General features: G+C 66.5%; 18 protein-coding genes and 1 pseudogene. 3 read left to right on the plus strand and 16 right to left on the minus strand.

What is annotated here, in order from left to right:
* Positions 1 to 4: 4 nt before the first annotated feature.
* From DWB77_RS21120 to DWB77_RS21160, 9 genes are all read right to left on the minus strand, one after another.
* On the minus strand, positions 5 to 634 hold the full coding sequence (locus DWB77_RS21120) for a hypothetical protein (protein ID WP_120722728.1): 630 nt from the start codon (positions 632 to 634) through the stop codon (positions 5 to 7).
* Complete coding sequence (locus DWB77_RS21125; protein WP_120722729.1) at positions 631 to 1,206, minus strand: very short patch repair endonuclease; 576 nt, start codon at positions 1,204 to 1,206, stop codon at positions 631 to 633. The genes DWB77_RS21120 and DWB77_RS21125 overlap by 4 nt, the downstream gene beginning before the upstream one ends.
* Before the next feature lie 216 nt (positions 1,207 to 1,422).
* Complete coding sequence (locus DWB77_RS21130) at positions 1,423 to 3,432, minus strand: AIPR family protein (protein WP_120722730.1); 2,010 nt, start codon at positions 3,430 to 3,432, stop codon at positions 1,423 to 1,425.
* The gene (locus tag DWB77_RS21135) at positions 3,425 to 4,444 is read right to left on the minus strand and encodes a PD-(D/E)XK motif protein (RefSeq protein WP_120722731.1); all 1,020 of its coding nucleotides are present in this window, start codon (positions 4,442 to 4,444) and stop codon (positions 3,425 to 3,427) included. Before DWB77_RS21135 ends, DWB77_RS21130 begins: the two co-directional genes overlap by 8 nt.
* A complete protein-coding gene (locus DWB77_RS21140) occupies positions 4,441 to 7,218 on the minus strand; it encodes a Z1 domain-containing protein (RefSeq protein ID WP_120722732.1) in 2,778 nt (925 codons plus the stop codon). The genes DWB77_RS21135 and DWB77_RS21140 overlap by 4 nt, the downstream gene beginning before the upstream one ends.
* Positions 7,219 to 7,280: 62 nt before the next feature.
* A complete protein-coding gene (locus tag DWB77_RS21145; protein WP_120722733.1) occupies positions 7,281 to 8,759 on the minus strand; it encodes an ATP-binding protein in 1,479 nt (492 codons plus the stop codon).
* 302 nt (positions 8,760 to 9,061) lie between these two features.
* Complete coding sequence (locus DWB77_RS21150; RefSeq protein WP_120722734.1) at positions 9,062 to 10,606, minus strand: hypothetical protein; 1,545 nt, start codon at positions 10,604 to 10,606, stop codon at positions 9,062 to 9,064.
* 108 nt (positions 10,607 to 10,714) lie between these two features.
* Positions 10,715 to 12,028 carry a hypothetical protein gene (locus DWB77_RS21155; RefSeq protein ID WP_162952581.1) on the minus strand — a complete coding sequence of 438 codons (1,314 nt, stop codon included), beginning with the start codon at positions 12,026 to 12,028 and terminating at the stop codon, positions 10,715 to 10,717.
* A 584-nt stretch (positions 12,029 to 12,612) separates the two neighbouring features.
* A complete protein-coding gene (locus DWB77_RS21160) occupies positions 12,613 to 16,071 on the minus strand; it encodes a helicase-related protein (RefSeq protein WP_162952582.1) in 3,459 nt (1,152 codons plus the stop codon).
* Between the two features lie 434 nt (positions 16,072 to 16,505).
* On the opposite strand from DWB77_RS21160, the gene DWB77_RS21165 reads away from it, so the two are divergent.
* The gene (locus DWB77_RS21165) at positions 16,506 to 17,516 is read left to right on the plus strand and encodes an HNH endonuclease (protein WP_246033592.1); all 1,011 of its coding nucleotides are present in this window, start codon (positions 16,506 to 16,508) and stop codon (positions 17,514 to 17,516) included.
* 31 nt (positions 17,517 to 17,547) lie between these two features.
* On the opposite strand, the gene DWB77_RS21170 is transcribed toward DWB77_RS21165, so the two are convergent.
* The 7 genes from DWB77_RS21170 to DWB77_RS21200 form a co-directional block, all read right to left on the minus strand.
* Positions 17,548 to 17,778 carry a hypothetical protein gene (locus DWB77_RS21170; protein ID WP_120722737.1) on the minus strand — a complete coding sequence of 77 codons (231 nt, stop codon included), beginning with the start codon at positions 17,776 to 17,778 and terminating at the stop codon, positions 17,548 to 17,550.
* A 7-nt stretch (positions 17,779 to 17,785) separates the two neighbouring features.
* Positions 17,786 to 18,106: a hypothetical protein gene (locus tag DWB77_RS21175; protein WP_120722738.1), complete on the minus strand. Its 321-nt coding sequence runs from the start codon at positions 18,104 to 18,106 to the stop codon at positions 17,786 to 17,788.
* A 605-nt stretch (positions 18,107 to 18,711) separates the two neighbouring features.
* Positions 18,712 to 19,041, minus strand: coding sequence for an OB-fold protein (locus DWB77_RS21180; RefSeq protein WP_162952583.1), 330 nt, complete (start codon positions 19,039 to 19,041; stop codon positions 18,712 to 18,714).
* Between the two features lie 159 nt (positions 19,042 to 19,200).
* Positions 19,201 to 19,755, minus strand: a complete 555-nt coding sequence (locus tag DWB77_RS21185) for an NAD(P)H-dependent oxidoreductase (RefSeq protein WP_162952584.1) — start codon at positions 19,753 to 19,755, stop codon at positions 19,201 to 19,203.
* A gap of 285 nt (positions 19,756 to 20,040) precedes the next feature.
* The gene (locus tag DWB77_RS21190; RefSeq protein WP_120722741.1) at positions 20,041 to 20,913 is read right to left on the minus strand and encodes an oxidoreductase; all 873 of its coding nucleotides are present in this window, start codon (positions 20,911 to 20,913) and stop codon (positions 20,041 to 20,043) included.
* 396 nt (positions 20,914 to 21,309) lie between these two features.
* A complete protein-coding gene (locus DWB77_RS21195; protein WP_120722742.1) occupies positions 21,310 to 22,422 on the minus strand; it encodes a hypothetical protein in 1,113 nt (370 codons plus the stop codon).
* 14 nt (positions 22,423 to 22,436) lie between these two features.
* Positions 22,437 to 23,801, minus strand: coding sequence for an FAD-dependent oxidoreductase (locus tag DWB77_RS21200; protein WP_162952585.1), 1,365 nt, complete (start codon positions 23,799 to 23,801; stop codon positions 22,437 to 22,439).
* 746 nt (positions 23,802 to 24,547) lie between these two features.
* On the opposite strand from DWB77_RS21200, the gene DWB77_RS21205 reads away from it, so the two are divergent.
* Positions 24,548 to 25,075 carry a PhzA/PhzB family protein gene (locus DWB77_RS21205; protein ID WP_174248595.1) on the plus strand — a complete coding sequence of 176 codons (528 nt, stop codon included), beginning with the start codon at positions 24,548 to 24,550 and terminating at the stop codon, positions 25,073 to 25,075.
* 47 nt (positions 25,076 to 25,122) lie between these two features.
* A pseudogene (locus DWB77_RS21210) lies at positions 25,123 to 26,288 on the plus strand (3-deoxy-7-phosphoheptulonate synthase).
* The last annotated feature ends 22 nt before the right edge of the window (positions 26,289 to 26,310 follow it).

The following is a 26,310-nucleotide window of genomic DNA, read 5'->3' on the forward strand; positions in this document are numbered from 1 at the left end:
CCCCTCAGTAGTCGTCGGCCCGTTCGAGTTCCTCGGCGAGTCCTTCGACCCATGCCGGGGCTGGCAGAGCGTCGAAAGCCTCTCGATGCTCGACGATCGCCCGACCCAGGGCATGGAGATCGGTCACTGATCGGCCGTACAGGTACCAGCGCCCTCCACGCTGGTCGACACCACAGCCCGCGAGTTTCGCGAGTTCGATGATCAATGCGCCGCGCTCCGGGTCAGGGGCGACCCCCACCAACGGGTGGTCGGCGTGATGGCGGTGGTCGATCCCGCCAGAGCATGAATAGAAGGTGGCTGTCCGGGCTGCGCTGAGAGCGAGACTGAGGCCGGCGACTCCGACGTCGTTGCCCTGAAGGACGCACATGAGGTCGAAGTACCCCAGGTCGTCAGTCTCCCGGGTCTCGTCGAGGAACTCCTCGACGCCGTCAAGCGCGTCCGATGAGGCCGCCCTCTCGAGGACCTCAGCTTCTCTCTCGAGACACTCCTCTGCTTCTGCCCAGCTGGGCAGGCCGAGGCAGTGGTATTCGTGATGCTCGGTGAAACCGTTGGCCACCTCCTCGGCCGTCAAGTCACCGCTCAGACCGGCCAGTTGATAATTGTGGCCGATCGCTATCTCGAACTCGGGAATCATGTGCCAATGATGACGGACAGCGTGTCATTGGGGGAGAGCCGCCGGGATTCTCGCCCATCCTCGAGAGTCGGAATTCGGGCACGGGTCCGCGTACTTTGATTCGCAGCGCTACGCGAGCGGACGCTGCCGCCCTGTTCACGAACCACGGTCGCCACTCGCTGAGCGGCGCCCGCGGTGTCATGGCGAATCTCGCATTCCCAGATCCGCACCACGGTCCAACCGGCTTCCGTGGCCTCCATGGTGTTGCGTTGGTCCCGCTTTCTGTTCGCTGCGATCTTCTCCTGCCAGAGAAGGGCGTTGCGGCCCTTGAACTCGGCGGGGCAGTGCTCCGGGCAGCCGTGCCAGAAACAGCCGTCGACGAAGACGGCGATTCGGTACCGAGGGAGCACGAAGTCGGCGGTGCAGCGCCGCGCGACCCGTCGCTGGAGGCGGAACCTCAGGCCCAGCCGGTGCACGGCCTTCCTGAGGGTCACTTCGGGCTTCGTGTCCCTCGTGCGTCGACCGCGAAGGTGTTCGCTCTTCGTGGTGGGGACCCACTGTCCCGCCGACGGCCGTCCACTCGCTCCCGTCACGATCTCAGCCCCAGCCTGTTGACGTTCTCCTGGGAGGAGAGCGCCGCACTCTCCTCGTGCTCCGTGAAGCCGCTGGAGTCAGCTATCCCACGACGGTCGCATCGTGCTGAGTCACACCCCGAGGAAACGGTCAGGGACTGGGCCGAGAAGAGGATGCTGTGAACCGCGGTGTGCAGGGTCCGGGGCCGGGTTGTCCTCATCGCCCGAACTCGGCTTCTAAGGGGCGGGGTTGAACCCCAGACGTAGTGCTTCGTTGCGGGCGTGCAGCGCCTGGACGGCCTGGACCTCTGGGACCTCCTGTTCCAGTTCGAGCCTCCTGCCGACGAACTGCGTCAGCTGCCGCTGCCACGGTTCGAGGGCGCGTGTCTCCTTGGCCCAGCGTTCGATCGCGTACCACTCGTCGGCGGGGATCAGCGCTGTCTCCTCGGCGGCTCCGGACTCGGTTCCGATACCACCGGAGAGTGCGGCCTCGTCCAACGGATTGTCGAGCAGTTCGGTGGACAGAGCGCGCGGCATCGTCCAGGGGACTGTGGACACCGCGTCCCAGCAGGCCACCTTCTTGGCCCATTCCCCGACGTGATTGCCTTCCAGCGGTGTGGTCACGGCCCTCATGACTCGTGGGCAAAGGTCGTGGATAGCGGATTCCAGGACCGGCGTCACGGACTGGTCCCGCCAGATCCGGTCGAGGTCGATCCGACGGTCCGTGGCCAGGGAGAGACGCGCCACGGTGTAGGTGGTGATCATGCTCTTGTGGCTGCCTGCGCCGTGGATGGCGGCAATGCGGTCAACGGTCTTGAACAGGATCGCCATGGCGATCACCCGCTGGCAGTACTGGAGGTCCACCCGAGGCGGAGCCTCCTCGATGCGCAGCATGAACTCGACGAAGTTCTTCTGGGCGCCTCGGCTGACCAGGTAAGGGAGCCGGTGCCAGGAGTGGACGAACTTGGCCAGGTCCGCCTTCGTGAATTTCTTCTTCGTCGGATTGAGTTTCTTGAACTGCCGCTGCCTTGCGGGCGTCCGGGCTTTGGCCAGCTCGTCCGTGTACTGGCCGCGAGCGCGTTCGTAGAACCAGTGAGTCTCCTGGCCGCTGCCGTCCGCAGCGGGGGCCCACAGAGAGCGGGTGATCCGCTGGATCTCCACGTGGTAGTCGTGGTTGGAACTGAAGTCGACCTGGGTCACCCGGTTTTGCGTGTTGGAGTACTCCGAGATCTTCGGAACGATCTCGGCGAGCCGGTCGGGCGCCACCTCCGTCAGCTTCATCTGCACCCGCGCGTCGGACAGGTCTGCCTTGTCACGGGTGAGCGCGTAGTGGAGCGAGGCGGTCGTCTGCCCCCCGTTCACGATCTGCAGGCCGTGGATCCCGGAGATGTGGGTGGGCTCGCCGTCCGGGCCCTTCACGAAGTCGACCTGCGATGCCGTCGCGGTGATCCCGTTGTTGTAGGCCAGGAAACGGCCCGGCGCGTGCAGCAGGGTCTCCCGAATTCCACGGTTGACCGAGCCGCGGGTCTGGAGGAAGGAACGGACGTTCAGTTCCAGGAGTCGCGTGCCGTACTCGGCGTACAGCTCAGCGAGCATCTGCCCGGGTATCACCGCCAAGGCGACGGAGTGGTCCTCCTCCGAGGAAGGCGCGGCGACGCAGGGGAGCGGCGGGGAGAAGGGCACCACGATGGGCTCGCCGAGCGAACCCGATGTCGCGTGACGGTGCAGGCGGGCCAAATCCCACACCTCGTGGGTCACCGGCAGGCCGTCGAGGTCGGATGCCGGTACCTCGGTGAAGGTGCCGATGCGGTTGCTGAGCAGGAAGAGCCTGATCCGCTGCACCTCAGTGAGGGCCTTCTCGACTGCCGCGCACATGTCGTACACGTCGAAGGACTCGTCGATGTGCTGCTGCAACCCGTCACGGCAGCGGGCAGCGAAGGTCAGGAGCCGTCTGAAGAACGTCTCGGTCTGTGCCTTGCTGAGCTTGGTCCCCAGCGGCGCCAGATGGAAGTCCGTGACGAACAGGTCCAGGGACTCGCCCGACTCCCCGATCCCGTAGCCGTGGACCTCGTGCCCGTGCGCCTTGTGATAGGCGGTGAAGGTGTTGGAGACGATGCCGGCCTGTTCGAGGTCTTCGAAGACCCGCCTGGTGAACGCCTCCGGGGTGGTCGTCCCCTCGGCGTCGGCCGTCGCCTGGACGTCGGCGACCAAGCCACGGGAGAACTCGTCCAGGTCCGACTCAGCCATTGGGTCCCCCGATCATCTCCCGCACCTCGTCGATCTGTGCGCGGAAGGCGTCCAGACCCGAGGTGCTCACCTGGTACGAGCAGTCTCCGACCCCTTCGGGGAGGTCGGACTCGGTCAGCCTCGGAAAGCCGTCTCGCACGTGCCAGAAGCGCAGGTCCCGCACGGTGTACCGAGGCTCGTCGTAGCAATCCCGGTGCGCTGGCAGGTAGCCCGCCTGGATGAGCAGACCGTCGAATCGGGCTCGGGCGGCGGGGTTCGTGAGCTGCTGCCGAATGCGGTCGACTCGCCTGTTCAGGCTCTCGCCAGAACCTCCGCGCCGCTCGTCCAGCTGCGCGAAGGCGAGGAGGAGGGCGGGGGTGCCGGTGCTGTCCAGCTGCCTCTCGCTTGCGATCCGGATGTTCCGGGGCCGCTTGGCGGTGCTGACCTTGGTTTCGATGGCCACGTCTGGCAGCTGGAAGTCCTGGTTGGTCCCCGTGGGGCCGGTCCAGGCGTCGACTGCCTCGGACTGGGAGAGCTCCGCGATCAGGGTGTCTCCCAGCAACAGGAGTTCGCCGTACAACCCACGCCGCGCCTCGGCGCTGAGCCCGTCCGTACTTACGGCACGCAGCAGGTCCTGCCACCGACCGAACCGTGACACGGCGGCAGCCAGGGCGTCGGCGGCCCCCGAGGCCGCCTGCGCGGTGGCGGCCACGTCCGCGACTAGCGGGTTGAACACCTCCCGGAGTGCGTTCTCGGTCAGGATCACCTGCAGCTCGTACTCCAGGCGTGACACCGCGCTCAGGTTCATCTCGATCCCGGCGGCCCTCGGTAGACGCCCGACCGACCGTACGACGGGATCCGCGGAGCGGGCATCCGTACGGAAGACCAACATGCGCTGCCGATCGGGGTGGGAGACGGAGAGGAAGATGTCGAGAGGGGAATCCGGGTACATGCGGATACTGGAGCGCCCCGGGGTGTCCTGCGGGCTCTCCAGCTCCTGCCACTCGTCCTCGGTGACGTCGGTGACCGTCACGCCTCGTCATCCTCCTCGTCCTTGGTGTAGATGTCCTCCTGCAGCCAGATGGCGTTGGCCTCGTACTCGGTCTTGGTCTGGTACTCGGAGTGCGGGAAGCTCACCTGGAAGCCCACGACGGGGGTTGTCCGACCGGCTTCAGATGTGTCCGACACCGTGAGGGGGTATACGAGCAGCAGTCCCTGGTCGGTCCTCCGCTGTCGCCGGATGTGCGGGCCGGCCGGAGTCTTGGGAGCCGACGCCTTGTCCTGCAGCTTCGCGGCCTTTTCGGCGGCTTCTCGGGCCGCTGTCTTCTGGTCGTCATCGAGATCGATCATCTCGTCCGGCGGGCTGAGTACCCTGCGGATGGTGTATCGACCCTCGTCCCCGAACTTGGGGTTGAGTGCCTTACGGGTCACGAGTCCGACCGTGTGCCCGGCGATCTCCTGAGGAGAGTTCGACGCCGTGCTACCCACCAGACAGACCGTCCAGCTGCCGAGCTCGCCGACCCTCGTGCACTGATCCACGTACTTCGCAATGAGCCTCGGGCGGACACGCTGTGCCATGCGATCGGTCTCGTAGGCGGTCAGGAATTCGGAGACGATCTCTGCGGGCACGTTGTTCCACCGGACCTTGCCGTTCGGCGCTTCGGCAGGGACCGGCTTGGTGATCGCGCCCATGCGACGGACGAGCGATTCCAGGGCCTGGTAGTTGCGCTCGACGGTCCCCTTCGCGAGATTGAAGATCACGGTCTCCGGACCCTCGCCGGAGTAGCTGAGCATGATCTTCGTGCTCTGCCGCATCTTGTTGGCTGCTGTCACGGTGAGACCCAGCGAGGAGGCCCGCACCTTGAGCCCGAACTGTTTCGGAGTGAGGCCGAGAGTCGCCATCTCCTCGACCTCCCTGCGCAGTTCGTCGGTGGCGGCTGTGACCTCCACATAGGCGTCCTCGAGAGCCGGCATGGTGTAGAGGCGGCACAGGTCCTCGTACCCGGGGCGGTAGCCGAACCACCGGCCCATCTGCAGGAGCGTGTCGTACGTCTTCGACGGCCGCAGGTAGTAACTGACCGTCAGGCCCTCAAGGGTGAGGCCGCGGGAGAGCTTCTGCCCTCCGATGGCGATCACCGAGAGGCCGTTCCTGCGGTTGTCGTAGTAGTCGAGGGCGTCCTTGGAGGAGCCGTTCACGGTCTTGACCTGGATCTTCCGGAGGGCCGGAAGGAGCTGGTCGGAGACCTGATCCCAAGTCAGGCGCTCGGCCTGTTCGGGCTCGAAGCACTCGGTGGTCGGGGCGAAGTCCCTCTCCCACAGGGCACGGAACTCGGCACGGATCTGGGGCCCCTTTCCGTAGCGATCCCGCATCATGTCCACGATGAGGTGCAGGTGGTCCTGGACCTGCTCGTGCACCAGGGTCTGCACAGCGGTGAAACGGGTGACGTGCACCAGCATCGAGTTGTGGACCTTCGCCTGTCCCCGGGCTCGGCGGGCGGCGCAGGAGAGCACGAAGGAGAGGATCGCCTCGCGCAGCGACTTCGGGAGGTCCCCAGCGGGGACGTCGCCCGCCTTGTGGCCGGACCGGAGCCAGGCGTCACTGTCGTCCACGTGCCGGACGAGCGGCAGAGCCTGTACGTCGTCCTCGTCCTCATCCTCCACCTGGAGACCGAAGACCCTTTCGGGACCGAGGTAGTTCGACGGGGACGGCAGACTGCGGATGAAGCTGGCGGGGAACAGATCCTCGCCCGCCTCGGAGTGGTCCGCCTCCGGGTCGATGTAGATGTTGGCGAACGGCGTGGCCGTGTAGCCCACGTACGCGGACTTGTCGAAGCTCTTCATGAGCTTGCGGATGGCCGCGTTGGTCTTGGTCGGATCCGCTTCCGGGTCCCGCACCGTGTTGATGGATGCGTTGTCGGCCTCGTCGTCGATGACGAACAGCGGGAGGTCGCTGATGACCTTGTCACCGTTCTCGTCCTCGACGCCGTGTACGTCCAGTACCCACTTACGTACGTACTCGAGAATCTTGTAGTGCTTCTTGACGACGAGGACGACGGGGAAGTCACCCAGGGGGAAGTTGATCGCCTTCGCCGTCGCGAGACCGAAGTCCCCCTTCTCGCCGCTGTTGGTCGGTGAGGCGATCTTGAGCTTCTTCGCCAGCGGCATCTTGCCCACACCTATGGCACGGGAACGCCCGTTCTCGTCCGAGCGGCTCTGGTTCTGGGTGTCGAAGCCCAGGAGCCCCTCGTCGATCCGGAGTTGGGTCTGACTGCGGAGGTCGTTGTGGATGCCTGCGAGCACCACGATGAAGCGGTAGCCGGCGTCCACCGCCTTCGCCGTGAGCCCGATGTACTGGCCGGTCTTTCCCGACTGCACCTGGCCGATCACCAGGCCCCGGCGGCGCCACGGTCCCGGACGGCGAGGATCCTCCAGCTGGCTCAGTACGTCGTCCGAGCTCTGGTCCAGTCGGCGCACGACCCACGGGGGGAGGCTGACCACGTCTTCGAGGTACCTGCGGTAGCGCTCCCAGAAGTCCCAGTCGCGGTCGTTCTTCGCCTCGGGCAGCCACGGTTCGTGGCCCTCGCCCTCGGTGAGGGCGAGGGACCGCTCCTGGAAGACGGCTGTCAGGGCCTCGATCTCCTTGACCAGCACGTCCCGGTCGACGGCCTCACCCTGTGCGGCCATCATGCCGAAGATGACGTTGACCGCGTTGTACACCTCGTCGGACTTCGGCTGCCGGTCCTGAGGCAGGAAACTGAGCACCAGGCGCCGGGCCTTGGCCATGGGGTCGTCGGGAACGTCGCTCATGTGGAACCTCCGGTCGGTCGAAGTCGATGTCTGGGAGCGTAGGGGCGGCTACTGACAACGCGTCATCTGCTCCAGAAACCCTGCAGCTGGTCGAAGGGTGGCATGGTCCGCAGCCGATCTTTGGCGGCGGACGGAGAACGGCCACCCGAGACCAGGGACTCGTAGATGCGCTGTGCGACCTCGACGGCCGCGTCGTCAGCCGGGCCTGGACCGCCGAACGGTTCCGGGTCGTCACTGCTGTCGGTCTCGTGCATCACGCGCAGCGCCGCGACGGGGATCGTCTCCTCAAGGAGACGGATCAACGCGCGCACGTCGGCGCTGGTGTTGCCGCCCGGACGCAGAGCAGACTGGACCAGCGGGTGGCTGCGGTTGATCTTGCAGGTGACTCTGCCTTCGGGGCGGCGTACGAGCCACGCGTACGACAGCGGGTCGCCGTGAGTGCGGGCGGCGACCTGCCCCCGGTACCGGAGCACGTCCGCCGCGGTCGACCGGGCCTTGCGCGCGATGCGGTTGAGATGCGGCCGGAGGGCGACGGGTGGGACGACGCTCGACTTCCTCACGTCGACGCTCCACTCGGCATCCGTCTCGGTCGGGATGTCCACGGCGATGCGCGCCAGGTTGTACTTCTCCTCACGTCGCATTCCCCGTTGCCCCAGCCAGTCACCGGCGAGGATCAGGCGGTTCCGGCGGTACACGTAGAAGCCCTGCTGGTCGAGCCAGCCTTCAGGGCCGGCTGCCTGGGCGTACTCCTCTGAGCTGAGCCGGTGGGAGCCGGGCAGGATGAACGGCTCGACTCGAACCGAGCTGTCACCCAGTGGCAGCTCCTCCGGCTGCAGGGGCTGTACCGAGGGATGGTTGCGCAGGAAGGGATCCCAGGCTTCCACCGTGGTTCCGCGTACCCGCAGGTCACGGCGCCGGGTACCGGTGAGGAACCGAGCGAAGACCATGCCGAGGTGTGACTCGGTTCGCGTCGCCTCGGCGTAGAACTGCTTCTGGGTGCCCTCGTCGCCGGTGCTCACTTCATCGGCGTGGTATCCGTTGAGCCGCCGCCAGAGAACGATGGTGCCGTGGTCGGAATCTCCCCGGAGTCTGTCCAGTACGGCCATGGTGTCGGTGTCCGCGTCGTGGAGCAGGCGCCACTGGCCGGACTGTTCGACGACGTCAAGGTCCCAGGTTCGGGTGTGCCACTGACCCCTGGCCTTGGCCGAGCTCACGGTGAGCTGCCTGGCCTGGGAGAACGAGGCGGACTTGAGGCCGACGCCGAACCGGCCGAGATCGGTGGCCGAACGTGGCGTCGCGGGGCCGCGGGCGGCCACCGTCATGGCCGTGACGAGTTCCTCGGCGGTCATGCCCCAGCCGTCGTCGACAACCGCGATCCAGGAGTCGGCGCCGTCCCAGGTGAACTCCACATCGATGGTCCGGGCCTCGACGGAGATGCTGTTGTCCACGAGGTCAGCGACGGCAGCTGGCAGCGAGTAACCCAGCGAGCTGAGCGAAGCCACCATGCCTGCCGGCTCGGGGGCGGCGATGTCGTACGTCATATGTGCCCGGCTCTGCTTCCCCGTGACGTTGTTCTCCGGAGGTGACCGTCCCGGAGACTCGTTGAAACCGGGCGGATGCGACCCCGGACCAAGAGGGGCCGCTGCGTGCGTTCGTTCACTCAGGGCGACACACTCCACCACCAATCGATGCTACGAGAGCAGCACCGCATGCCGGCCGGAGTTCGCCGGACCCGTGGTTTCGGGAGGTGGGATGGGGTCGAGACTTCCTGTCCCTCCCGGCAACGGCTTCGGACCTGCTCACGCAGTGACCCCGTCGAACAGGCCGTCCACCTCGTCGACCTTCACCGGAATCGGGGGCGCCAGTGGCCAGGGATCAGTCCCAGCGCATCGAGATGGACCTGACGACTTCCCACGGGGAAAGATCTCTTGGCGACCTTGAAATGCACCCCCTCGGTCGGTAGGTCGGGCCTCACGAGCGCGTCTGACAAGGTCGCCAGGTCGGGTGGCGTTCCCAGAGCCTGTACGTAACGAAGGGATGTGACACGCATGGCCTGCGCTGGGAGCGGACGCAGGCAGAGCTGCTGTGGAGTGCCGACGCACCAGGTCCAGTCGATCGACTCGAAAGGTGGCCAGCCGCTCGGCAGCAGGGCCGTCGCCGTTCCCGCGCGTAGTTCTTCTCTCAGCCGTTCCAACTGGCGGGCGGCGGAGGTGGCCCAGTTCTCCACCTTCATCGCCTCGGGCAGTGACAGCGCCTCGATCGGCCACTTGATCTCGAAGCACAGGCCCACACGCCTGGCCGGGTCCACGGCTACCACGTCCAGGTCGCCAGCAGATCGGCCGTCGGCTCTCGTCGCGGGCACTCGCTCGGCGACGAGAGCACCTGGGGTCGCGCGGAGCCATTCGGTCCATGCGGTTGCACGGTTGCCTAGTTCACGTCCGATACTGCCGAACCCTCGGGAGTCGTGGGCAGCGGAACGAAGCATGATCGGGTCCACGGCCCGGGGAGTGATCAGGGGCGGGCAGATGATCACGGAGTCACCGTACGGCACCAGCGGGGACGTCCTGCAGGAACGTCCGGTGCGGTAGGTGAGCCTCTCCACTGCGAGGGCGCGATGAGCCTCCGACACGGTCGGGCACATGTCCGCGAGGAGAGCCATCAGCCGTGGAATCGGCATGTGAGCGAGCGTTGACTCCAGTCTCGAGAGCCGGTGCGCTGTCTCCTCGCACAGCGAGGCGAGCCCCATGATCACCGCCAGGACGCGGGCCATGTCTCCGGCGGTCATCCCCTCGCCGAGGGGGAAGGTGTCTGGAACCTGGCCCTCGGGCACTGCCTTCCGATAAGCCTCGATGGTCACGGTGGCGCGGTTGACCGCAGCCTCCAAGACGTCCCCTGGCGGCCCCTTCCTAGAGCTGGCGCTCCTCGTGGAGATCCACCGGCGTTCCGTCTCGGACAGTCTCGGCAACTGCGTCGGAACCGACGCTGCTTCGAGGAACGCGTCGGCGACTTCGACGGCGGGGTTCCAGCTGTGACGCACACGGAAGCCCCCTCCAGTCAGGCGCACCTGGTAGGCGCCAGTTCGGACACCGGTCTCCAATCGGTCCCAGTGCTGGGCTGCGGCAGCCAACGCCGTGATCTCGCCAGCAGCGGACTCAGAGCACGGACCTGTGCCTAGCGGGAAGTCGTGGTGCCATGCGACGAGTTGGGCGAGGACACTTTCCCACGGCAGATCGGACTCGACTCCTGAAGCGATCTCCATGGCTCGCAACTTGGTCGCCGTGCGGAGCAGGTCGTAGATCCTTTCCGGCCCGGACTGCCAAGCCGGGTGCGCACCTACACGGGCACGCGCGTCGGAGATGACGTCCAAGAGATCCAGCTCGGGCTTCACGGAGACTCCGAATCGTCCATGACCGACGGTTGGTTGGGGAATTCGCGCACGCTCGGAAAGTGATGGGGGGAGGGTGTTGGTTCAGTTCCCGCCCCCACCACCGGTGATTCACAGGGTCGGATCCCAGTACCCGACCCTGGAACCGTCGGGAGATCCGAACAGATGCCAACGGGAGAGGTTCCGGTTCCAGGACTGGCAGGCGGTCTCGGGCAGTTGGAGACAGCCGTGGTCCGCGCCCTCGTTGGTGATCATGCAGTTCGGGTCGTACAGACACGCGTCGTTGTCGACTGCACGGCTGACGACCGCGTCCAGATTCTGTTCGAGTACCGTCCGCATGGCACCGAGGCTGAAGTCACTCCCCCCGTTGGGGTAGATGGCGAATGCCAGGTCGTACGGGAAGAGGTACTCGGACAGGCTCGTCTCGCTGTAGCCGCTGTCGACAGCCAGAGCCCGGAGCAACTGGTGGGACAGGGAGTGAAGCAGACCGAACAGCTCGTGAACAGGGAGATCGGGGTGCCCGGGTTCCGGCCGGGTCTCGTGGGAGAGGGCTTGGCCGTCGCTGGGGCCAAGCTGGTGCACCAGCCACTTCGTGACGCCCCCCGCATCCTCCAGGGTGCTACGGCTCACGAGCTCGTTGCGGACCAGCCACCGGCTCACCCGCTCGCGGTCCACGGGGAAGAGTAGAGCCTCCGCTTCTGTGGGGTGGGCGTAGAGGAGGGTCTTCTCGGGTGCACCTCGTACGGCACGTCCCCGATAGGGCACCAGGTCGGCCTCCTCGGGGCTGAACCCCGTCCGGCTGTATCCGATCGCGAGGTAAGTGATCGGGAGATCACTGATCAGGCAGGTCTCCTGACCGAGTCCGGCAGCCCCCAGCACGCCGGGGTACCGCTCGTACAGGGCGCGGCGCTCGGGGTTGCGAGCTTCCCGCTGCAGGCGGGGGACACCCAGGCGCTCCAGGTTCAGGACTCGGCGATAGGTGTGCAGTTCGGCCGCCAGACCGCGCGCGTCGTCGCTGTCGGTGTCCAACCCGAGGGCTTTGGTCACGCTGTCCCGCAGATGGTCCACCTCGACCGGCATGAAGCGTGCCCGGAGTGCGCGTGCCTGATCGCTCAGACCGGCCTCCTCCATGACACGGATGCTCTCGACGACCTCGTCGGGTACGTCCACCGTGTGCCCGTCCGTGAGCCGCCGGAACTCGTCCTCGGTGATCTCACCAAGCCACCAGCCGAGCACGGCAGCCGTGTACAGGGGGTTGCTTTGCCGGGTGGCCTCTTCTGCGGTGGTCACGTTCACGAGCGTCAGCCCCTGCCCGACGTGCGCCGTGCCCGCGGTGTGGAGCAGGGGGTGCATGAACTTGTCCGGGTAGCTGCACGAGGAGTTGCTGCAACTCCACTGCACGGACAGCGGAAAGCCACAGGTCATGCACTCCCACCGGAAGTCACGGAACCGGCTCGCGCGATCGTCCAACCTGAACCGGGTGTGTCCCCTGGGGCACTTGCTCGGCGGATACATGGGTGACATCTCGCCGCACTTGTGCGCGAAGACGAACTGAAGCTGTCGATTCCCGACTGCGTTGCCACAGTTCGGGCAGGCCGGCGGCCAGTCGTCCGTTCCGGGCCGTGGGTCACTGGCCGTCCAGACATGTCCGCACCCGCCGCTCGAGCAGCGCACCACCCGAGGCCAGATGCGGCAGAAGACCTTGCCTGGGACCACGACCTCGTAGTGGCGATCGGCAAGCCGATCCTCGTCCCCGGGGAACTCCGGCGCCCGGTCAGTTCCGGCAGCGAGCGCACGCCCGGCGGCCCGCCACCTGCGCACGAACCGCATCGCCTCCTGTACCAGGTGCTCGCGGTCGAGCGAGGGACCGTCGAACTCTTCGTCACGCCCGAACTGCACCACTTGGGCCGTGTAGCCGCCGCGGTGATCGAAGGTCTGGCCGGGGCGGTACCGGTAGAGAACTTGACCCCGGTCCCGGGCCATGTCGTCGTTCCTGGGATTGAACGCCATCACGGCCTCCTGCTGTCGGACACGACGTGGAATGGGATGCCCTCGGAGACGTCGCGAAGGCTTGTCATGGGCCGGTACTCGAGACCCAGGTAGTCGCCAGTCGCGCGGTACCCCCGGTTGTTCCCACCCGTGAGACCGGCGGAGGCGCCGGCGGAGCGGAGGCTCGCCAAGGCGTGCTCCACCATGTCCTCGAGGTCAGCGCGGAGTTCCTGCCCCTCCGGCCGTTCCGACTGGAAGACGGAGTGCAGCACCTCCAGCAGCTCGGTGAGCTGGACTCCTTCCAGACCCCCGCCCGAGGGGGTACGGAGGGCGGCCTGCATCTTCGAGAGGTCGTGCAGGTGGCCCGGTGCGTTACCTGCCCGCCACCAGTCGCGGTTCGCGATCTGGAGGAGTTGCCCCATCAGTATCCCTGGCAGGGTCTTGCGAACCGCGAACCTGCTCCAGCGATTGATGGCCACCGGTTCGACCATGCGGTCCAGGTACTCGTGGAATTTGCCGTGATAGCGGTAGTGCGATCTGTCCCTCTCCCTCACGGGGTTGAAGAGCATGAAGACGAGGCCGTGGTAGGCGCGGCCCACCCTCGACGACGCCTGGATGTACTCCGCCATGGAGCGGGGCATGCCGTTGAACAGCATCAGGTTCAACCGGTCCACGTCGACTCCGTGGCTGACCATGCTGGTGGCGACGACCATGCCCGTGTTGCCGTTGGTGCTTCCCAGGTCGTCGAGGACGCCGCGTACCTGGTCCAGGCGCGTTTCGCCCTTGAGCTCGGCCACCCTGAGATCCGGAAAGCCCTCCCTGCGCAGGGCCTCGTTGACCTGGGTGTCCAGCGAGCGACGGATACGGCCGAAGTCGACCAGAGTGGTGGCGTACGTGAGGCTCGTCCGGTAAAGGTCGACGACTGTGCGGAGCTCGTCCTCCGGCCAACTAGCGAGGGCGGGGGGCAGATCCTCTCGCCGGTCGAGTTTCCACAGTGCCCGGTGGGCGGACGTCAGGATCCTGACCAGCGTCATCTCCGCTGTGCCGCGTGTCGGCATGACTCCGACGAAGCGACGAAGCGGGAGACTCCGGTCGAGGCGCCAGTAGAAGCTCTCGTCGAGGTTGGGCCCCGGCAGGGGCACCACCACTGACCGGAGACCGAAGAGGTGCTCGCTCTGTCGGTCCTCGCCCCGGATGGTGGCGGTTGTGGCGACGACCTTCATCCGAACCCCCCGACCGTCAGGACGTTGCCGGGACGACAGAGTGCGCTGCACCTCGGCCAAGAGGCCCTCGTAGTGGCCGGAGAAGGCTCCGAGCTCCTCGTTGACCATGTGGAGCTCGTCGATGATCTCCAGCGACGGGGAGGGGTCGTAGAGGGGCTCTCCCAAGGGTTCGAGTGGGGTCTTCGGGTGACCGGGCGCATGACGTTCGTGGCACTTACCACCCCGGCCGAAACCGTGGGGAGTGCACCAGCAGTCCACGTCTCCGAAGAGGGCGCCGAACTTGTCCGACAGCCCGATGTTCGCGAGCTTGTCCAGGGTTCCGACTACGACCGTCGGCAGGTACCGGTAGATCTCCGTGTCGACGACGAGGATCGGCAGGACCTTCCCGCACGCCTCGTTGATGCAGACGTGTTGGAGCCTGAGCCGCTGTGGATCAGGCGCCGGGATGCGTACTGACCGCTCACCGCAGTAAGGACAGTCATGGACGAGGCGGTACGCATGCCGTTCCTCCTCGCTTGAACGAAGGCGGTCGATCATGCGGTCTGCGATCAGCGAGTTGGGGGTGTTGCCGCCACCAGCGTAGAAGCCGATGAAGAACGGCCAGCCGGGGGCGCCACCAACCTCCCTGAGCAGGTCAGCGTTCTCGCTGCGGACCGTCTCTGCGGCGGCGACCACGTCGAGCTGGCGTTGCGTCTGCTGCAAGGTCAGCAGCCGCAGCGGGAAGCGGCACCAGGCCGAGACCCCTACTGACTTACCCCTCGCACGGTCGTAGAACATGCAGACCAACACCAGGCCGAGATACGCCTCGGTCTTGCCGCCGCCGGTGGGGTACCAGACGACAGTCGCCGCCTCGGTCGGATCCACGTCGTGTTCGTCGCCCCAGAGGCCAGGTGTGAAGAGGTCCTCGGGGTGCTCCCGCCAGGCCAGGGAACTGAGCTGGCTGACGATGGCGACCAGTTGGAAGAGCCGCCACCCCCGGCTGGGCCGCTTTCGTCGCTTGTTGAGCTCCACCATGGACTCGTTGGCCAGCCGGAACGCCGTCAGGAGACGCCGGTCTTTGCGAAGCCAAGCGACACCGTCACGGAAGCGGGCGACCTCGAGGGCCGCGGCCCTTCGGTCTGCCTCCTTACGCTGGGCCAGCTCGGGCCTGTCCTGGAGGTCCTCGGTGCTCCAGGCAGGGGCCCCCAGGTACGCCTCCATCTCGTCAGCGAGCTCGTCGAGAACGGGAAGCGGGTCGGCCGAGAGTGTTGCGTAACTCCAGCGCTCATCGGTTCTGGCCACGGCCCGATGGGTGTCGTGCTGAGGAACGGGCACACTGCGTACGGCCACGAGCTTGCCTTCGTGCCACCGGGGCTCGACACCGCAGTTGTTCGCGTACGCCCCGAGCTCTCCGGAGTAGCGGTAGGCGTCGGCACCGAGGTCCATCACGATGGGGAGGAGATGGTCGCCCTGGATCTCCAGCTCTGCGCGAAACAGGGCGTTGTCCCTGGCCTCGTCGCGACGGGTACGGCCGGCGTTGCTGCCCCGTCCCTGGACGGTCACGACGGGGTCGGTGGCGAGGTTCTGCAGAGTGGCGGTCACGCGGAGTCGCCCGGACGCTACGAGCCTCGACGTGATGACGACGTGCGCGGCGGGGGACGGCACCACGGGGTCGCCGCCGCCCACCTCCCGGGCCAGCCACTGTTCGAAGGCCACATCGTCTGCCATCGCGACAGGAGGAACCAGCCGCTCACGGCGGTCGTTCCCGACACGCCGGTCGATCCGAGGGTCTTGGAGTGCCACCTTCACGGCGTCCTGGAAGGCGCGCCGGAACTCGGCTTCCAAGGTCTGACGCAGGCCCGCCTCCTGCCCCAGAACGATGTCCACGGGACCGACGGTCACAGTCAGTCGCTTGAACAGAGGGGCCAGCCTGTACGGTTCCTCGCGCTCGCCAGCCCACTCCAGTTGTTGTGATCGGGTCGGAAGCGCCGCGTAGTAGAACGATGCCCGTGCTTTGACGCTGATTGAGCTGGCATTCCCAGCCTCGAACTCGAACCCGAGACTGTCCGGGGTTGTGCGGCCGTACCGCGGGGCGGCTCCGCCAGGTTCGACGGTGTGCGGGCCGAGGCTCTCCATGAAGTACCGAGCACTTGGAGGCTCACCCAGGCAGACGTCCCCTTGGGCCTCGCCAGTCGCATCGCTGACCACCGCGTTGACCAAGTGGTCCACGAGGGCAGTCTGCTGGGTGACGCTCGGCTCGAACGGAGGGTTGGTCACGGCGCCTCCCCGTCGGATCCGGCAGGCTCTGCCAAGACCAGGGAAAGGGGGCGTGTCCCCGCACATGAGGGGAGAGATGAGAGCCGAGGCGGCTCACAAAGGCGTGCCAGTTGAGGCAGACATGCCGAACTGGCCCGCAGGACATAGATGTCCACGGGATCTCCAGGCTCGCGAGTCAGAAGCCGCTATGGCACGACGCCATAGCCGGACACCTTCTGCTGCTTCGAGTCACAGCAGCATCGAACGCATCTCGGCGAAGTCGCAAGCAGATACCTAGAGTTGATCGAATTTGTCTGGATCCAGTCTGTTGGTGCCTTGATCTGACGTTCACCGGTTGTGGCTCTGCCGAACGTGGCCGCGAAGTCGGGCAGCGAAATCAGACGGGGTCCTCTGCGGCGGTGCCTACGCGCCAGCCCTTCCGGCATGATTAGCGCATGATTCCCGAGGTCGAGACAGAGGTCGGCCGTGACGAACTGGGCGATCTGCGCACTGACTTGGACACTGACGAGGTGGTCACCGCGTGGCTGATGCTGGCGCTGGGGAAGGGCCGGGAGCACGCCGGGAACGACGGCTATGACGACAGTGCATCTCAGCACTACAGCTGGGACGACACCGTTCAGAATCATGCCCGCGTCTCGGTGGGAGACGTCATAGCCCTGTGGGACAGGAAGGAGCTCATCGGCGTCTCGGTGATAGAGGCCATCGACATCGCTTCTGCCGAGAAGACGCTGTACTCCTGTCCCCAGTGCGGCAGGGCCGACATCAAGCGGCGTCAGCGGGAGAAGCCGGCCTACCGCTGTGGTAAGTGCGGACATCTTTTCCCCACCCCGCGCCAGAAGATCAAGTCGGTGACTACCTACCGGTCTGTGCATGGCAGGAGATGGATGAACGGGCGCGGTCTCCTCTCGGGCTCCGAGCTTCGGGCCCTCTGCGATTCTCCGAAGTCGCAGCTGAGTATGCGCCCTGCGCGATGGGAGCGGCTACGGCAGGCACTTCTCGACGCCACTGGTCAGGCCAGCACCGTCAAGGACATAGCCGCAGCCGCTCGCCTGGCCGTAGCAGGGGGTCACAGGGAGTCGGTCGTGCGGACGCGCGTTGGTCAAGAGGCTTTCCGAGCGCGGTTGCTGCGAGAGCAGGGCGAAGTCTGCGCCTTCACGGGGCCCACGCCGGCTGACGCCCTGGAAGCGGCTCATCTCTACAGCTACGCCGAGAGTGGCGAGCACCACGAGTACGGCGGACTGCTCCTGCGCCGTGACATCCACAGGCTCTTCGACCTCGGCCACATCGCGGTGGACTTGGCCTCCGGGACCCTCGACGTGATCCCGAGCCTTCATGGCTATCCGTGCTACGCGCAGCTGCACGGCCAGCCTGTGGCGGTGCAGCTGCGACCTGAACATCGGGTCTGGCTTGATGCGCATTGGCTCGGTAAGCGCCCGCACGCTTAACAGCGTCGGTGGTGGAAACGGCCGGGACGGTCTACCTAACGCTGGTGCGCTTCCTCCGGGTCCGGGCCAGCCAGGCCCAGCGGGTGAGGGCACCGACGACGAGGGAGACGAGGATGGCACCCCAGTCGATGACGTGGGGGAGGCCAGGGAAGAAGGCGAAGAACGCGAGCGAGGCGGCGGCGCCGATGGCGAAGGCGATGATGCCGGCGCGGCGGTGCTTCGCTTCCTGGACGGGGTCCTGGGACGAGGTCTCGGGGGTCATGTGCGGCTCACTTGGTGATGTGGTGGCACTGGCTGACTCGCCGCACACCGTTGACATAGAGGTGAGCGCATGCCTTGCCGTAGTGGGGGAGTTTCTGCGGGGCGTTGTTGCGCATCGGGTCGATCTTGCACTCGGTGTGGGTCCTGCCCCTGGAGGTGCGGTACGTCCTGTTGTTGGTGTCCGCGTAGGTGAAGTCGATGCGCCAGTTGCAGAAGCCGCTGTTCAGAGCGCCGACGAAGCCGCAGTCCACGCCGGCGTTCTGATAGGTGATGCTCTTGCCGTCGCCGCGGATGATGTGGGTGAACGCGCAGCCTGTCGGGATCTTCATGGTGACACCTCCGACTTGGTAGTCGAAGGTGGCAACGGGAGTGGTGCCGATGGCGGTGGCATGTGCGGCTGATGGAGGTAAGAGGGCAAGTGCCGCCATCGTAAGAAGAGTTGCGATGGTTCGGGCTGTGAAGCGCATGGCCATGAGCGGCTCCCTTTTCGGTGGAGTGTGTGCCGAGATCGGGAACTCCAGGCGCTGACTCAAGGTTCTGCGTCGAAGAACAGACCACTACGATGAGTGATCAGCAGATTGGTGGGCTGACCAGCTGCGTTCATCTGCTCCGGCGCCGACTCCGTGCGTGAGCGGACACGGCGGCACACGCTGGACGCGACGTCACAGGTCGCAGCCCGACGAGTCCTTTGACCAGGCAAGACAGGATCCGGTGTGCCACCGCGGCACCATCCGTCACGATCTTGCAGGCCCTCGTAATGCGTAGGTCTCGGGTTCGAATCCCGAAGGCGGCTCTGTGGAAGCCCCAGGACTCACTCGCCGTGACCTGGGGCTTTTGCTTGTGCGTTTGCTGGAGGTGCGGGCTGCGCGGTGCGCCCCCTGCCGTCTGCGGGCCGTGGTCTTGGCCAGCGGGCTGGGGGCGTCGAGGGTGGGGCTCAGGGGGTCAGGATTTCGCACTCCTTGATGACCAGGACCGTTCCGTCCTCGCTGAAGACCCGGCACTCTCCCTTGACGGTGACGGGGACGCCCAGGGGGACGCTGCGCACGATGCGGAACGACTCCTTGATCCGGTGGTCGAACGGCAGCACGAAGATGGCGAGGTGGGGGCCTCCGGGGACGTCTGACACGTCCACCACCGGCGTACCGTACTGGCTTTCGCCCGTGCGGATGGAGACTCCTTCAAGGGTGAGGTACTTCCCGTAGTAGGCGCGCTCGGCGGCGGCGCGGTCCGCGGTGAATTCGTCGTGGAGGTCTCGGATTTTCATGGGGTGCCGCCTTCTCTGGGGTCGGGTGGGCCTGGTGGGCCTGGTGGTTCTGGTGGTCCGGACAGCCAAAACGGCCCGCCGACAAGATGACGGGCCGTGATGGGGATCGAGGATCGAAGGCAGTCGTGAAGACTCGACGTATTCACGAGTGGTCGAGGGTCAGCCGACCGGCGTCTCGCTGTTCGCGAGGAGCCTGCGGTATTCCTTGGCGTCCAGGGCGAGGGTCTCGTCCGACGTCTCGAAGATCATGCCGTAGACGGCGTGGAAACCCTGGTAGTCGAGCTGGCAGAACGCCAGCGTCTGAGTGACCGGGGCGAGGTACTCGTCGAGGGGCCGACGGGCGGCGCCGTCCGTGGCGTAGGTCTCCAGGGTGCTGCCGACCGTCACGGCGAGCCAGGCCTTCTTGCCGCTCAGCGCGGAGGGGGAACCGTCGAAGGTGAAGGCGAACCCGTGAATCAGTACCGCGTCGAACCACGTCTTGAGCATCGAGGTCACGTTGTACCAGTAGACCGGGAACTGGAGGACGATGGTGTCGTGCTCGCGCAGCAGCTGGTGCTCGCGTTCGACGTCGATCTTGCCGTCGGGGTACGTCGCGTAGAGGTCGTGGACGGTGACGTTGTCCAAGTCCTTGATCTCGGCCAGCCGGTTGGCGTTGGCACGGGATTCCGTGAGGTTCGGGTGGGCGACAATGACGAGGGTGCGATTGGTGGTCACTGGCTTTTCCATCTCTCGTGTAGGACGCGAACCCGTGTGCGTCCCTGGCTGTCCATGGTGGCGAGCAGGTCCGCCGTGGCCGCGGTCATGCGCTCTTCTCGAGCCCTTTGAAGGGTGGTCGCTTCCGGAACGAGCGGCTGCTCGTCTTAGTAAAAGCGGTGGTTGGACCGAGCGGTGTTTGTCACGCGATATTGACGGACTCGTTCCATCGGAGGCCGTCCGCGTGGGGGATATTCACGCTCAACCCCCACGCTCTGCCCCGGAGTTGCCTCCGAGGTCACTGCCTCAGCGCTCGGCGATCTGCCCGATGGTGTCGAGTTCGACGACCGCCTCGTCGGGCAGGCGCAGCTCGGCCGCGGCGATGTTCTCCCGCAGATGGGCCACGCTGGAGGTGCCCGGGATCAGCACCATCGACGGTGAGCGCTGGAGCAGCCAGGCGAGCGCCACCTGCTGTTCGGTGGCGCCCAGGCGGTGGGCGACGTCGCGCAGGATCCGTGACCGCAGCGGGCTGAATCCGCCGCCGAGGGGGAAGAACGCGGCGTAGGCGATGCCTTCCTCGGCGCAGCGGTCGACGAGGTCGTCGTCGGCGCGGTCGGCCAGGTTGTACTGGTTCTGCACGGTGACCACGGGGGCGATGGCCTGGGCCTGGGTGAGTTGGGATTCGGTGATCCCGCTGAGGCCGAGGTGACGGATCAGGCCCTGCTCCCGCAGGTCGGCCAAGGCGCCGAACGGCTCGGCGACAGAGGATGCGTCACCGCCGAAGGAGGCCGTACGCAGGTTGACCACGTCCAGGGTTTCCAGGCCGAGGTGCTGGAGGTTCTCGTGGACCTGGGCCTTGAGGTCGGCGGGGTCCAGGGAGGTGATCCAGCCGCCGCCGGCGCTGCGGCGGACACCGACCTTGGTGACGATGTGCAGGTCGGCCGGGTAGGGGTGCAGGGCCTCCCTGATCAGCTCGTTGACGACGACCGGTCCGTAGAAGTCGCTGGTGTCGATGTGGGTGACGCCGAGCTCGACCGCCGCGCGCAGCACGCCGATCGCCTCGGCGCGGTCCTTGGGCGGTCCGTAGACACCGGGACCGGTCAGCTGCATCGCGCCATATCCCATGCGGCTGATGCGCAGGTCGTCGGCGAGGGTCAACGTCTGTAGGGGGCTGGTCATCAGAAGCCTCTCGGGTCTGTTCGCGGCGTCGTTGCGGATCGCCCGGCGCGCGTCCAGGGGTAAGTTTCGATGGGTGCGGCGGTGGTGGCAGGGTACGGCCGGGCGGCCGGGCACGCGCACCTCAACCCAGCCAACTCGTGGCAGGCGAGCGGGACTTGACAGCCCGGGTGCCGTGAGGTGAGCCTTCGACCCCGGGCCCGTTGCGAAGTCCGGCGCCGACGTCTGCGCGGCGCCCGCACCACTTCGTACGCCGCTACGTACAGGCCTCCGCAACCGCCCGGCGCCCACCGGACCCGCCCGACCGGCGCCCGCGGTGGCCCCCTAAAAGCCCCCTAAAAGGGGGCTCCGTCACGGCCGCGCCCCGACCTCCTCAACCGGCGTGCGCAGAGCGGCGGATCACGCCACGGACGCCGCCGGGTTGGTTCGGGCGGCCGCCCCGACGATGTCGCCGTGCGGGGAAGTCCGCGCCACCGTCGCGAAGTTGAAGGCCTTGTCGCGAACGGTGATCGTCCACGAAAGGCCGGACCTCTCGCCCGCCGTGATGCCCAGCACGATGGTCGGCATGTGCCACTCGTACCTCATGAGCGTGCCGTGGTCCGCCTGGACGTCCGTGCCGTCGTGCGCCGATACGTTGCCGTAGTTGTTGACGCAGAAGACATTGGGCGTGGCGATCAGATTCCCGATCCTGGCCCGGCCGGCTTCGATGAACTCGTCCCGCAGCTCGATGCGTGACAGCACGTCCATGTGCCGCTGCTCCTCGGCGCGGTAGTAGTCACGGATCTGGATTCCCGTGCTCTGCGTGACCACGCCGCGCGGCACCGTCAGGAACTGGAGCGAGTTGCCGAGGGGCAGTTTGGGCGAGTAGAGGCTGTTCTTGAGGATGAGCATGTTTTCGCTGTCACGCTCGACGAGGTCCCCCCGCATCCGCTCCAGAAAGGAGCCGATCTTGACGGGCGAGCCGGAGTTTTCGGTGAACGAGACGGGGAGTTCCTTGCTCGCGCCGGAGGGCGCCGCCTCCACGGGCGGCACGAAGTCCGCCAGCTCATCGGAGCGGATCCCCAGCTCCGCGAGGCCCTGGGCGATCTGGAATCCGTCCTGCTTGGTCTTCAGGGTCTTCATCAGCGCCTGGTGAAGGTGGAAGCACTTGTATCCGTCTTGCAGCGGAAACGGCACGCAAGTGAAGATGCCCTGGAGGTGCGGGTCGGAGCGATAGGTGACGGAAGCGACCAGGAAGCTGTCGTAGTAGCTTTCGTACTTTTCCGCAAGGAGCGCCTGGAACGACGCGAGGGGGAAATCCTCAGGACTGTCGAAGGTCAGCTCCACCAGGTGACACTTGGAGAAAAGCGGGTTCCCCCGGAAGAAGTGCTTCATGGCCTCCTCGAACTCGGTGAGATCGAAGATCCTGTCGACCTTGTACGTCGAGAGCGCCGGAAAGAACTGCGACGCGTCGATGAACGGGAACGTGGTCATGGAGAGCCGAAGGACTTTGTCGGCGATGGAGATGGGCATGGGCGTGACCTCCGTTAATGGGTGGGTGCCGGGGCCGACGAGCGACGCCGGCGATGTGCCGCCAGGACGCGCCGCATGGTGCTCGGGGTGCACAGGGTCGTCGGCGGTTCCAGCAAGTACTGGACTTTCAGGAACTTCTCGGCCACGACCATGTCCGTTTCCGCCGCGGCGAGCACCTTGTCCATGTAGGAGTTGATGAGCCGCACGGGAAGGGGTCTCGGGCCTTCGATCTGAGGCAGGGCCAGGTCACTGCCGGTCGCCATCCGCCAGGCGACGCCGATGGGTTTGGCGGCCTTGCGGAAGAAACGTTGCGCGACCTGATCCAGGTCACCGCTGAGCGAGTCACGCAGCGCCATGGCCTGGAGCGAGGCCACCGTCATCCCCTGGGCGTAGATGGGGTTGAAGCTGGATATCGCATCGCCCACCACCACCAGCCTGCGCGGGAACCGGGTCAGCTTCTCGTAGCGGCGGCGCACGCTCGCCGGGAACCGGTGCGCGGAGATCTCGCTGAGCGGCTCGGCGTCGCGGATCGCCGCGAAGACGTGGTCGGGGACCAGGGGCCTGGCGAACTCTATCCACCCGGCCGGGTCGGTCGGCGGGTGGTGATCGCGGTAGCCGATCAGCGTCAGGACCCAGCGGCCGTCCTCTTCCTCCAGGAACTCCGCGCCCTTGGGGCTGCCCGGCGCGTGCCCGATGATCACGACCTTCTCGCGGCCCATCGAGCCGGGGGCCGGCCGCAGGTACCGGCTGGTGTACATGATGTCGACGTCGATGCGCTCCTCGGCCGGCGGCTCGTACCCCATCTCGACCAGCCACTTGGTGGTCCGTCCGGACCGGCCGGTCGCGTCCACCACCAGATCGGCGGGGATCACGTCCTCCGAGCCGCTGCCCTCGTACCTGACGCCCACGCCGGTGACCGTGCCGTTGTCCGAGGTGGTCCTCAGGCCGGTGACCTGGCACTGGTCGATCACCTTGATCCGCGAGAGCGCCCCGATCCGGGCGCGGAGCCGGCTCTCCAGATGCGGCCGGCTCGGCTGGTAGGTGCGGGACAGGTCGGCGTACTCGCCGTCCATGCACAACAGGTGGCCGCCCAAGCGCATCCGCAGTTCGGCGGGTCCGTCGATGACGGGCGCGCCACCGGCGACGAAGTCGTCGAGGATCCCGGGGAACAGCTCCTCGAAGATCTTCGCGCCCTTGGAAAGCAGGCCGTGGGCGTGGCGGCCCTGCGGCACACCTCGCCGCTGCGTCCGCTGCCCGTCCGGCAGCTGGTCGCGCTCTACCACCGTTACCCGGTCGAATGCCTCGGAGAGCACCCGAGCGGCAAGCAGACCCGAAATGCTCGCGCCCAGCACCACCGCATGTTCACCAATACGCTTCACAGGAATTCCTTCTGGTCGGGCAAGCGTCATGTGTGTGTTGGCAAGCGCCTTGTGTGGGGTGTGTCAGCAATATGTGGGTGATCGCGGCCGATGCTCCGGCGATGGTTTCCCGAATTCTTCGATACGGACTCATCGAGGTCCGGGCCGGGGAGGTGTTCGGTGCGCATCGCGAAGGTAGGTGCTCGACGGGTTCGGCCACGGAACGTGCCGCGGTATTGGCTGGTTCGTTCCATCGAGCGCGGCTGGAGTGGCCGAAATTCACGGGGGATGCGTGGGTCCGCCCGCACGGGTGGCGGGCCTGCGGCACGTGACCGGGCAGGCGGCGGCCCGAAGGGGCGCGCTGCCGACGGGAGTTGAGGGCGTCCCTCGCCCAGGAGCGGCACAAGAGAGAGGAGTGCAGGCCCGGCCGGTAGACGGGGCCCGCCCTCCGCTGTCCAGGGCCCCGATCGGGGGGTCGGGACCCCGGCAGAGCCGCGTCCGCCATGGAGCAGATCCTCCAGACCATGGAGTAGATCCCTCAGGCGGTGATACCCGCTGGAACTTTTCGGCCAGACAGTGGTGATCGGGCTCCTGAACCGGCCGAAGCGTGAGCAAAGTCCTCGCACAACCCGCCGGGCATCGAGGCGAGTTCAACAGGAATCTCATGAACCACCGCATGACGACGCTTCTTTGGCATCGTCGTGATGGTCGAGTCTGCCCTTGTGCACGCGGTTGTCCCGCATTACTTCGGCACTACAGGAGATCCAATGGCCGACATCACCGGCATCGCTGAAACCGCTCAATCCGCTGAATCCGCTGCTACGTTCGCGGAGTCACGCGGCGAATCGGAACTGCGAGCGAGCAACCGTGCGATCGTGGAGCAGTACATGAATACCCGGGGGCAGGATCGCCTGCGCCGGCACCTTCTGTTCACCGAAGACGGCACCGGTGGTCTCTGGACGACCGAGACCGGGCAGCCGATCGTCATCACCGGCCGGGACCGACTGGGTGACCACGGTCAATGGTCGCTCAAGTGCTTCCCCGACTGGGTCTGGACGAACATCGAGGTCTTCGAGACGCAGGACCCCAACCATTTCTGGGTCGAATGCGACGGGGAGGGGACGATCCGTTTCCCCGACTACCCCGACGGCCACTACCGCAACCACTTCCTGCATTCCTTCCTGTTCGAGAACGGGAAGATCAAGCGCCAGCGCGAGTTCATGAACCCCTGCGAACAGTTCAGGGCTCTGGGCATTACCGTCCCGCAGGTCAAGCGGGCCGACATACCGACCTGAACGCCGTTCGCCGGGCGTCTTCTGATCAATCAATGGGGAAGGTCGTGATGGGAAACATCCTCGTCGACATCGACAGGGCCAAAGCGCGTCACCAGCCCGAATGGAACAATCCGGCACAGGTCGAACTCGTACGAGCGATCCTGTCGTCCGTCACACCGCTGGTGACCGCCGCGCAGGTGGAGGACCTCCGCTCCCACCTCGCCCGCGTCGCCACCGGCGAGATGCAGGTGCTGAAGGCCGGGGATTGCGCGGAGGACCCGGCCGAGTGCACCGCCGGCCACATTCGGAGCAAGACCGAGCTCATCGGCCTGCTCGCCCAGAACCTGGAGACCGCCACCGGCAAGCGGACGCTGCGGGTCGGGCGCATCGCGGGGCAGTTCTCCAAGCCCCGCTCCAGCCGGTTCGAAAAGCTCGGCGATGCCGAACTGCCGTCCTTCTTCGGGCACATGATCAACGGGCCGGAGCCCACCCACGAGAGCCGCCGTCCCGACCCCCTGCGCATGCTCACGGGCTATATGGCCGCCAGGGAGATCATGACGCAGCTCGGCTGGGTCGGGTCCGTGCCTCGCACCGACGGGTCCGCCGTCTGGACCAGCCATGAAGCGCTGCTCCTGGACTACGAGATATCGATGCTCCGCGAGCTCGACGGGGGTCGGCGCCTGCTGAGCTCCACCCACTGGCCGTGGATCGGCGAGCGGACCCGGCAACTCGACGGGCCGCACGTCGCCCTGCTCGCCCAGGTGATCAACCCGGTGGCCTGCAAGGTCGGCCCGTCCATGACCCCCGGCGAGATCGCCGAGCTGTGCGACCGGTTGGACCCGGAGCGGGAGCCGGGCCGGCTGTCGCTCATCGTGCGCATGGGCGCCGACCTCGTCGCCGACCGGCTGCCCCGGCTCGTGGAGGCCGTGAAGTCGGCCGGGCACCCGGTGGTCTGGCTCACCGACCCGATGCACGGCAACACCGAGAGCGCCGCCGACGGCACCAAATACCGGCTCGTGGGCAACGTCGCCCGGGAAGTCCGCGGCTTCCGGCGGGTCCTCGACCTGGCCGGGGTTCCGGCCGGGGGCTCCATCTGGAGGCGACCCCCGACGACGTGACCGAGTGCGTGCTTGACACGGCCGAGCTGGGGTCGGGCCCCGTCACCAGCCTGTGTGACCCGCGACTCAACACCGGCCAGGCCATCGAAGTGGTCTCGGCGTGGTCCGGGTACTGAGATTCCTAGAGAGGGAGCCTTT

It is taken from the genome of Streptomyces hundungensis, from assembly GCF_003627815.1.
GTDB lineage: Bacteria > Actinomycetota > Actinomycetes > Streptomycetales > Streptomycetaceae > Streptomyces > Streptomyces hundungensis_A.

What these genes read in the sequence shown, in the direction of transcription:
- DWB77_RS21170 (WP_120722737.1), bottom strand. Translation starts at nt 17,778, where the DNA reads ATGACCCCCGAGACCTCGTCCCAGGACCCCGTCCAGGAAGCGAAGCAC.
- DWB77_RS21130 (WP_120722730.1), bottom strand. Translation starts at nt 3,432, where the DNA reads ATGGCTGAGTCGGACCTGGACGAGTTCTCCCGTGGCTTGGTCGCCGAC.
- DWB77_RS21120 (WP_120722728.1), bottom strand. Translation starts at nt 634, where the DNA reads ATGATTCCCGAGTTCGAGATAGCGATCGGCCACAATTATCAACTGGCC.
- DWB77_RS21145 (WP_120722733.1), bottom strand. Translation starts at nt 8,759, where the DNA reads ATGACGTACGACATCGCCGCCCCCGAGCCGGCAGGCATGGTGGCTTCG.
- DWB77_RS21175 (WP_120722738.1), bottom strand. Translation starts at nt 18,106, where the DNA reads ATGAAGATCCCGACAGGCTGCGCGTTCACCCACATCATCCGCGGCGAC.
- DWB77_RS21190 (WP_120722741.1), bottom strand. Translation starts at nt 20,913, where the DNA reads ATGACCAGCCCCCTACAGACGTTGACCCTCGCCGACGACCTGCGCATC.
- DWB77_RS21180 (WP_162952583.1), bottom strand. Translation starts at nt 19,041, where the DNA reads ATGAAAATCCGAGACCTCCACGACGAATTCACCGCGGACCGCGCCGCC.
- DWB77_RS21195 (WP_120722742.1), bottom strand. Translation starts at nt 22,422, where the DNA reads ATGCCCATCTCCATCGCCGACAAAGTCCTTCGGCTCTCCATGACCACG.
- DWB77_RS21205 (WP_174248595.1), top strand. Translation starts at nt 24,548, where the DNA reads ATGGCCGACATCACCGGCATCGCTGAAACCGCTCAATCCGCTGAATCC.
- DWB77_RS21165 (WP_246033592.1), top strand. Translation starts at nt 16,506, where the DNA reads ATGATTCCCGAGGTCGAGACAGAGGTCGGCCGTGACGAACTGGGCGAT.
- DWB77_RS21140 (WP_120722732.1), bottom strand. Translation starts at nt 7,218, where the DNA reads ATGAGCGACGTTCCCGACGACCCCATGGCCAAGGCCCGGCGCCTGGTG.
- DWB77_RS21155 (WP_162952581.1), bottom strand. Translation starts at nt 12,028, where the DNA reads ATGACCTGTGGCTTTCCGCTGTCCGTGCAGTGGAGTTGCAGCAACTCC.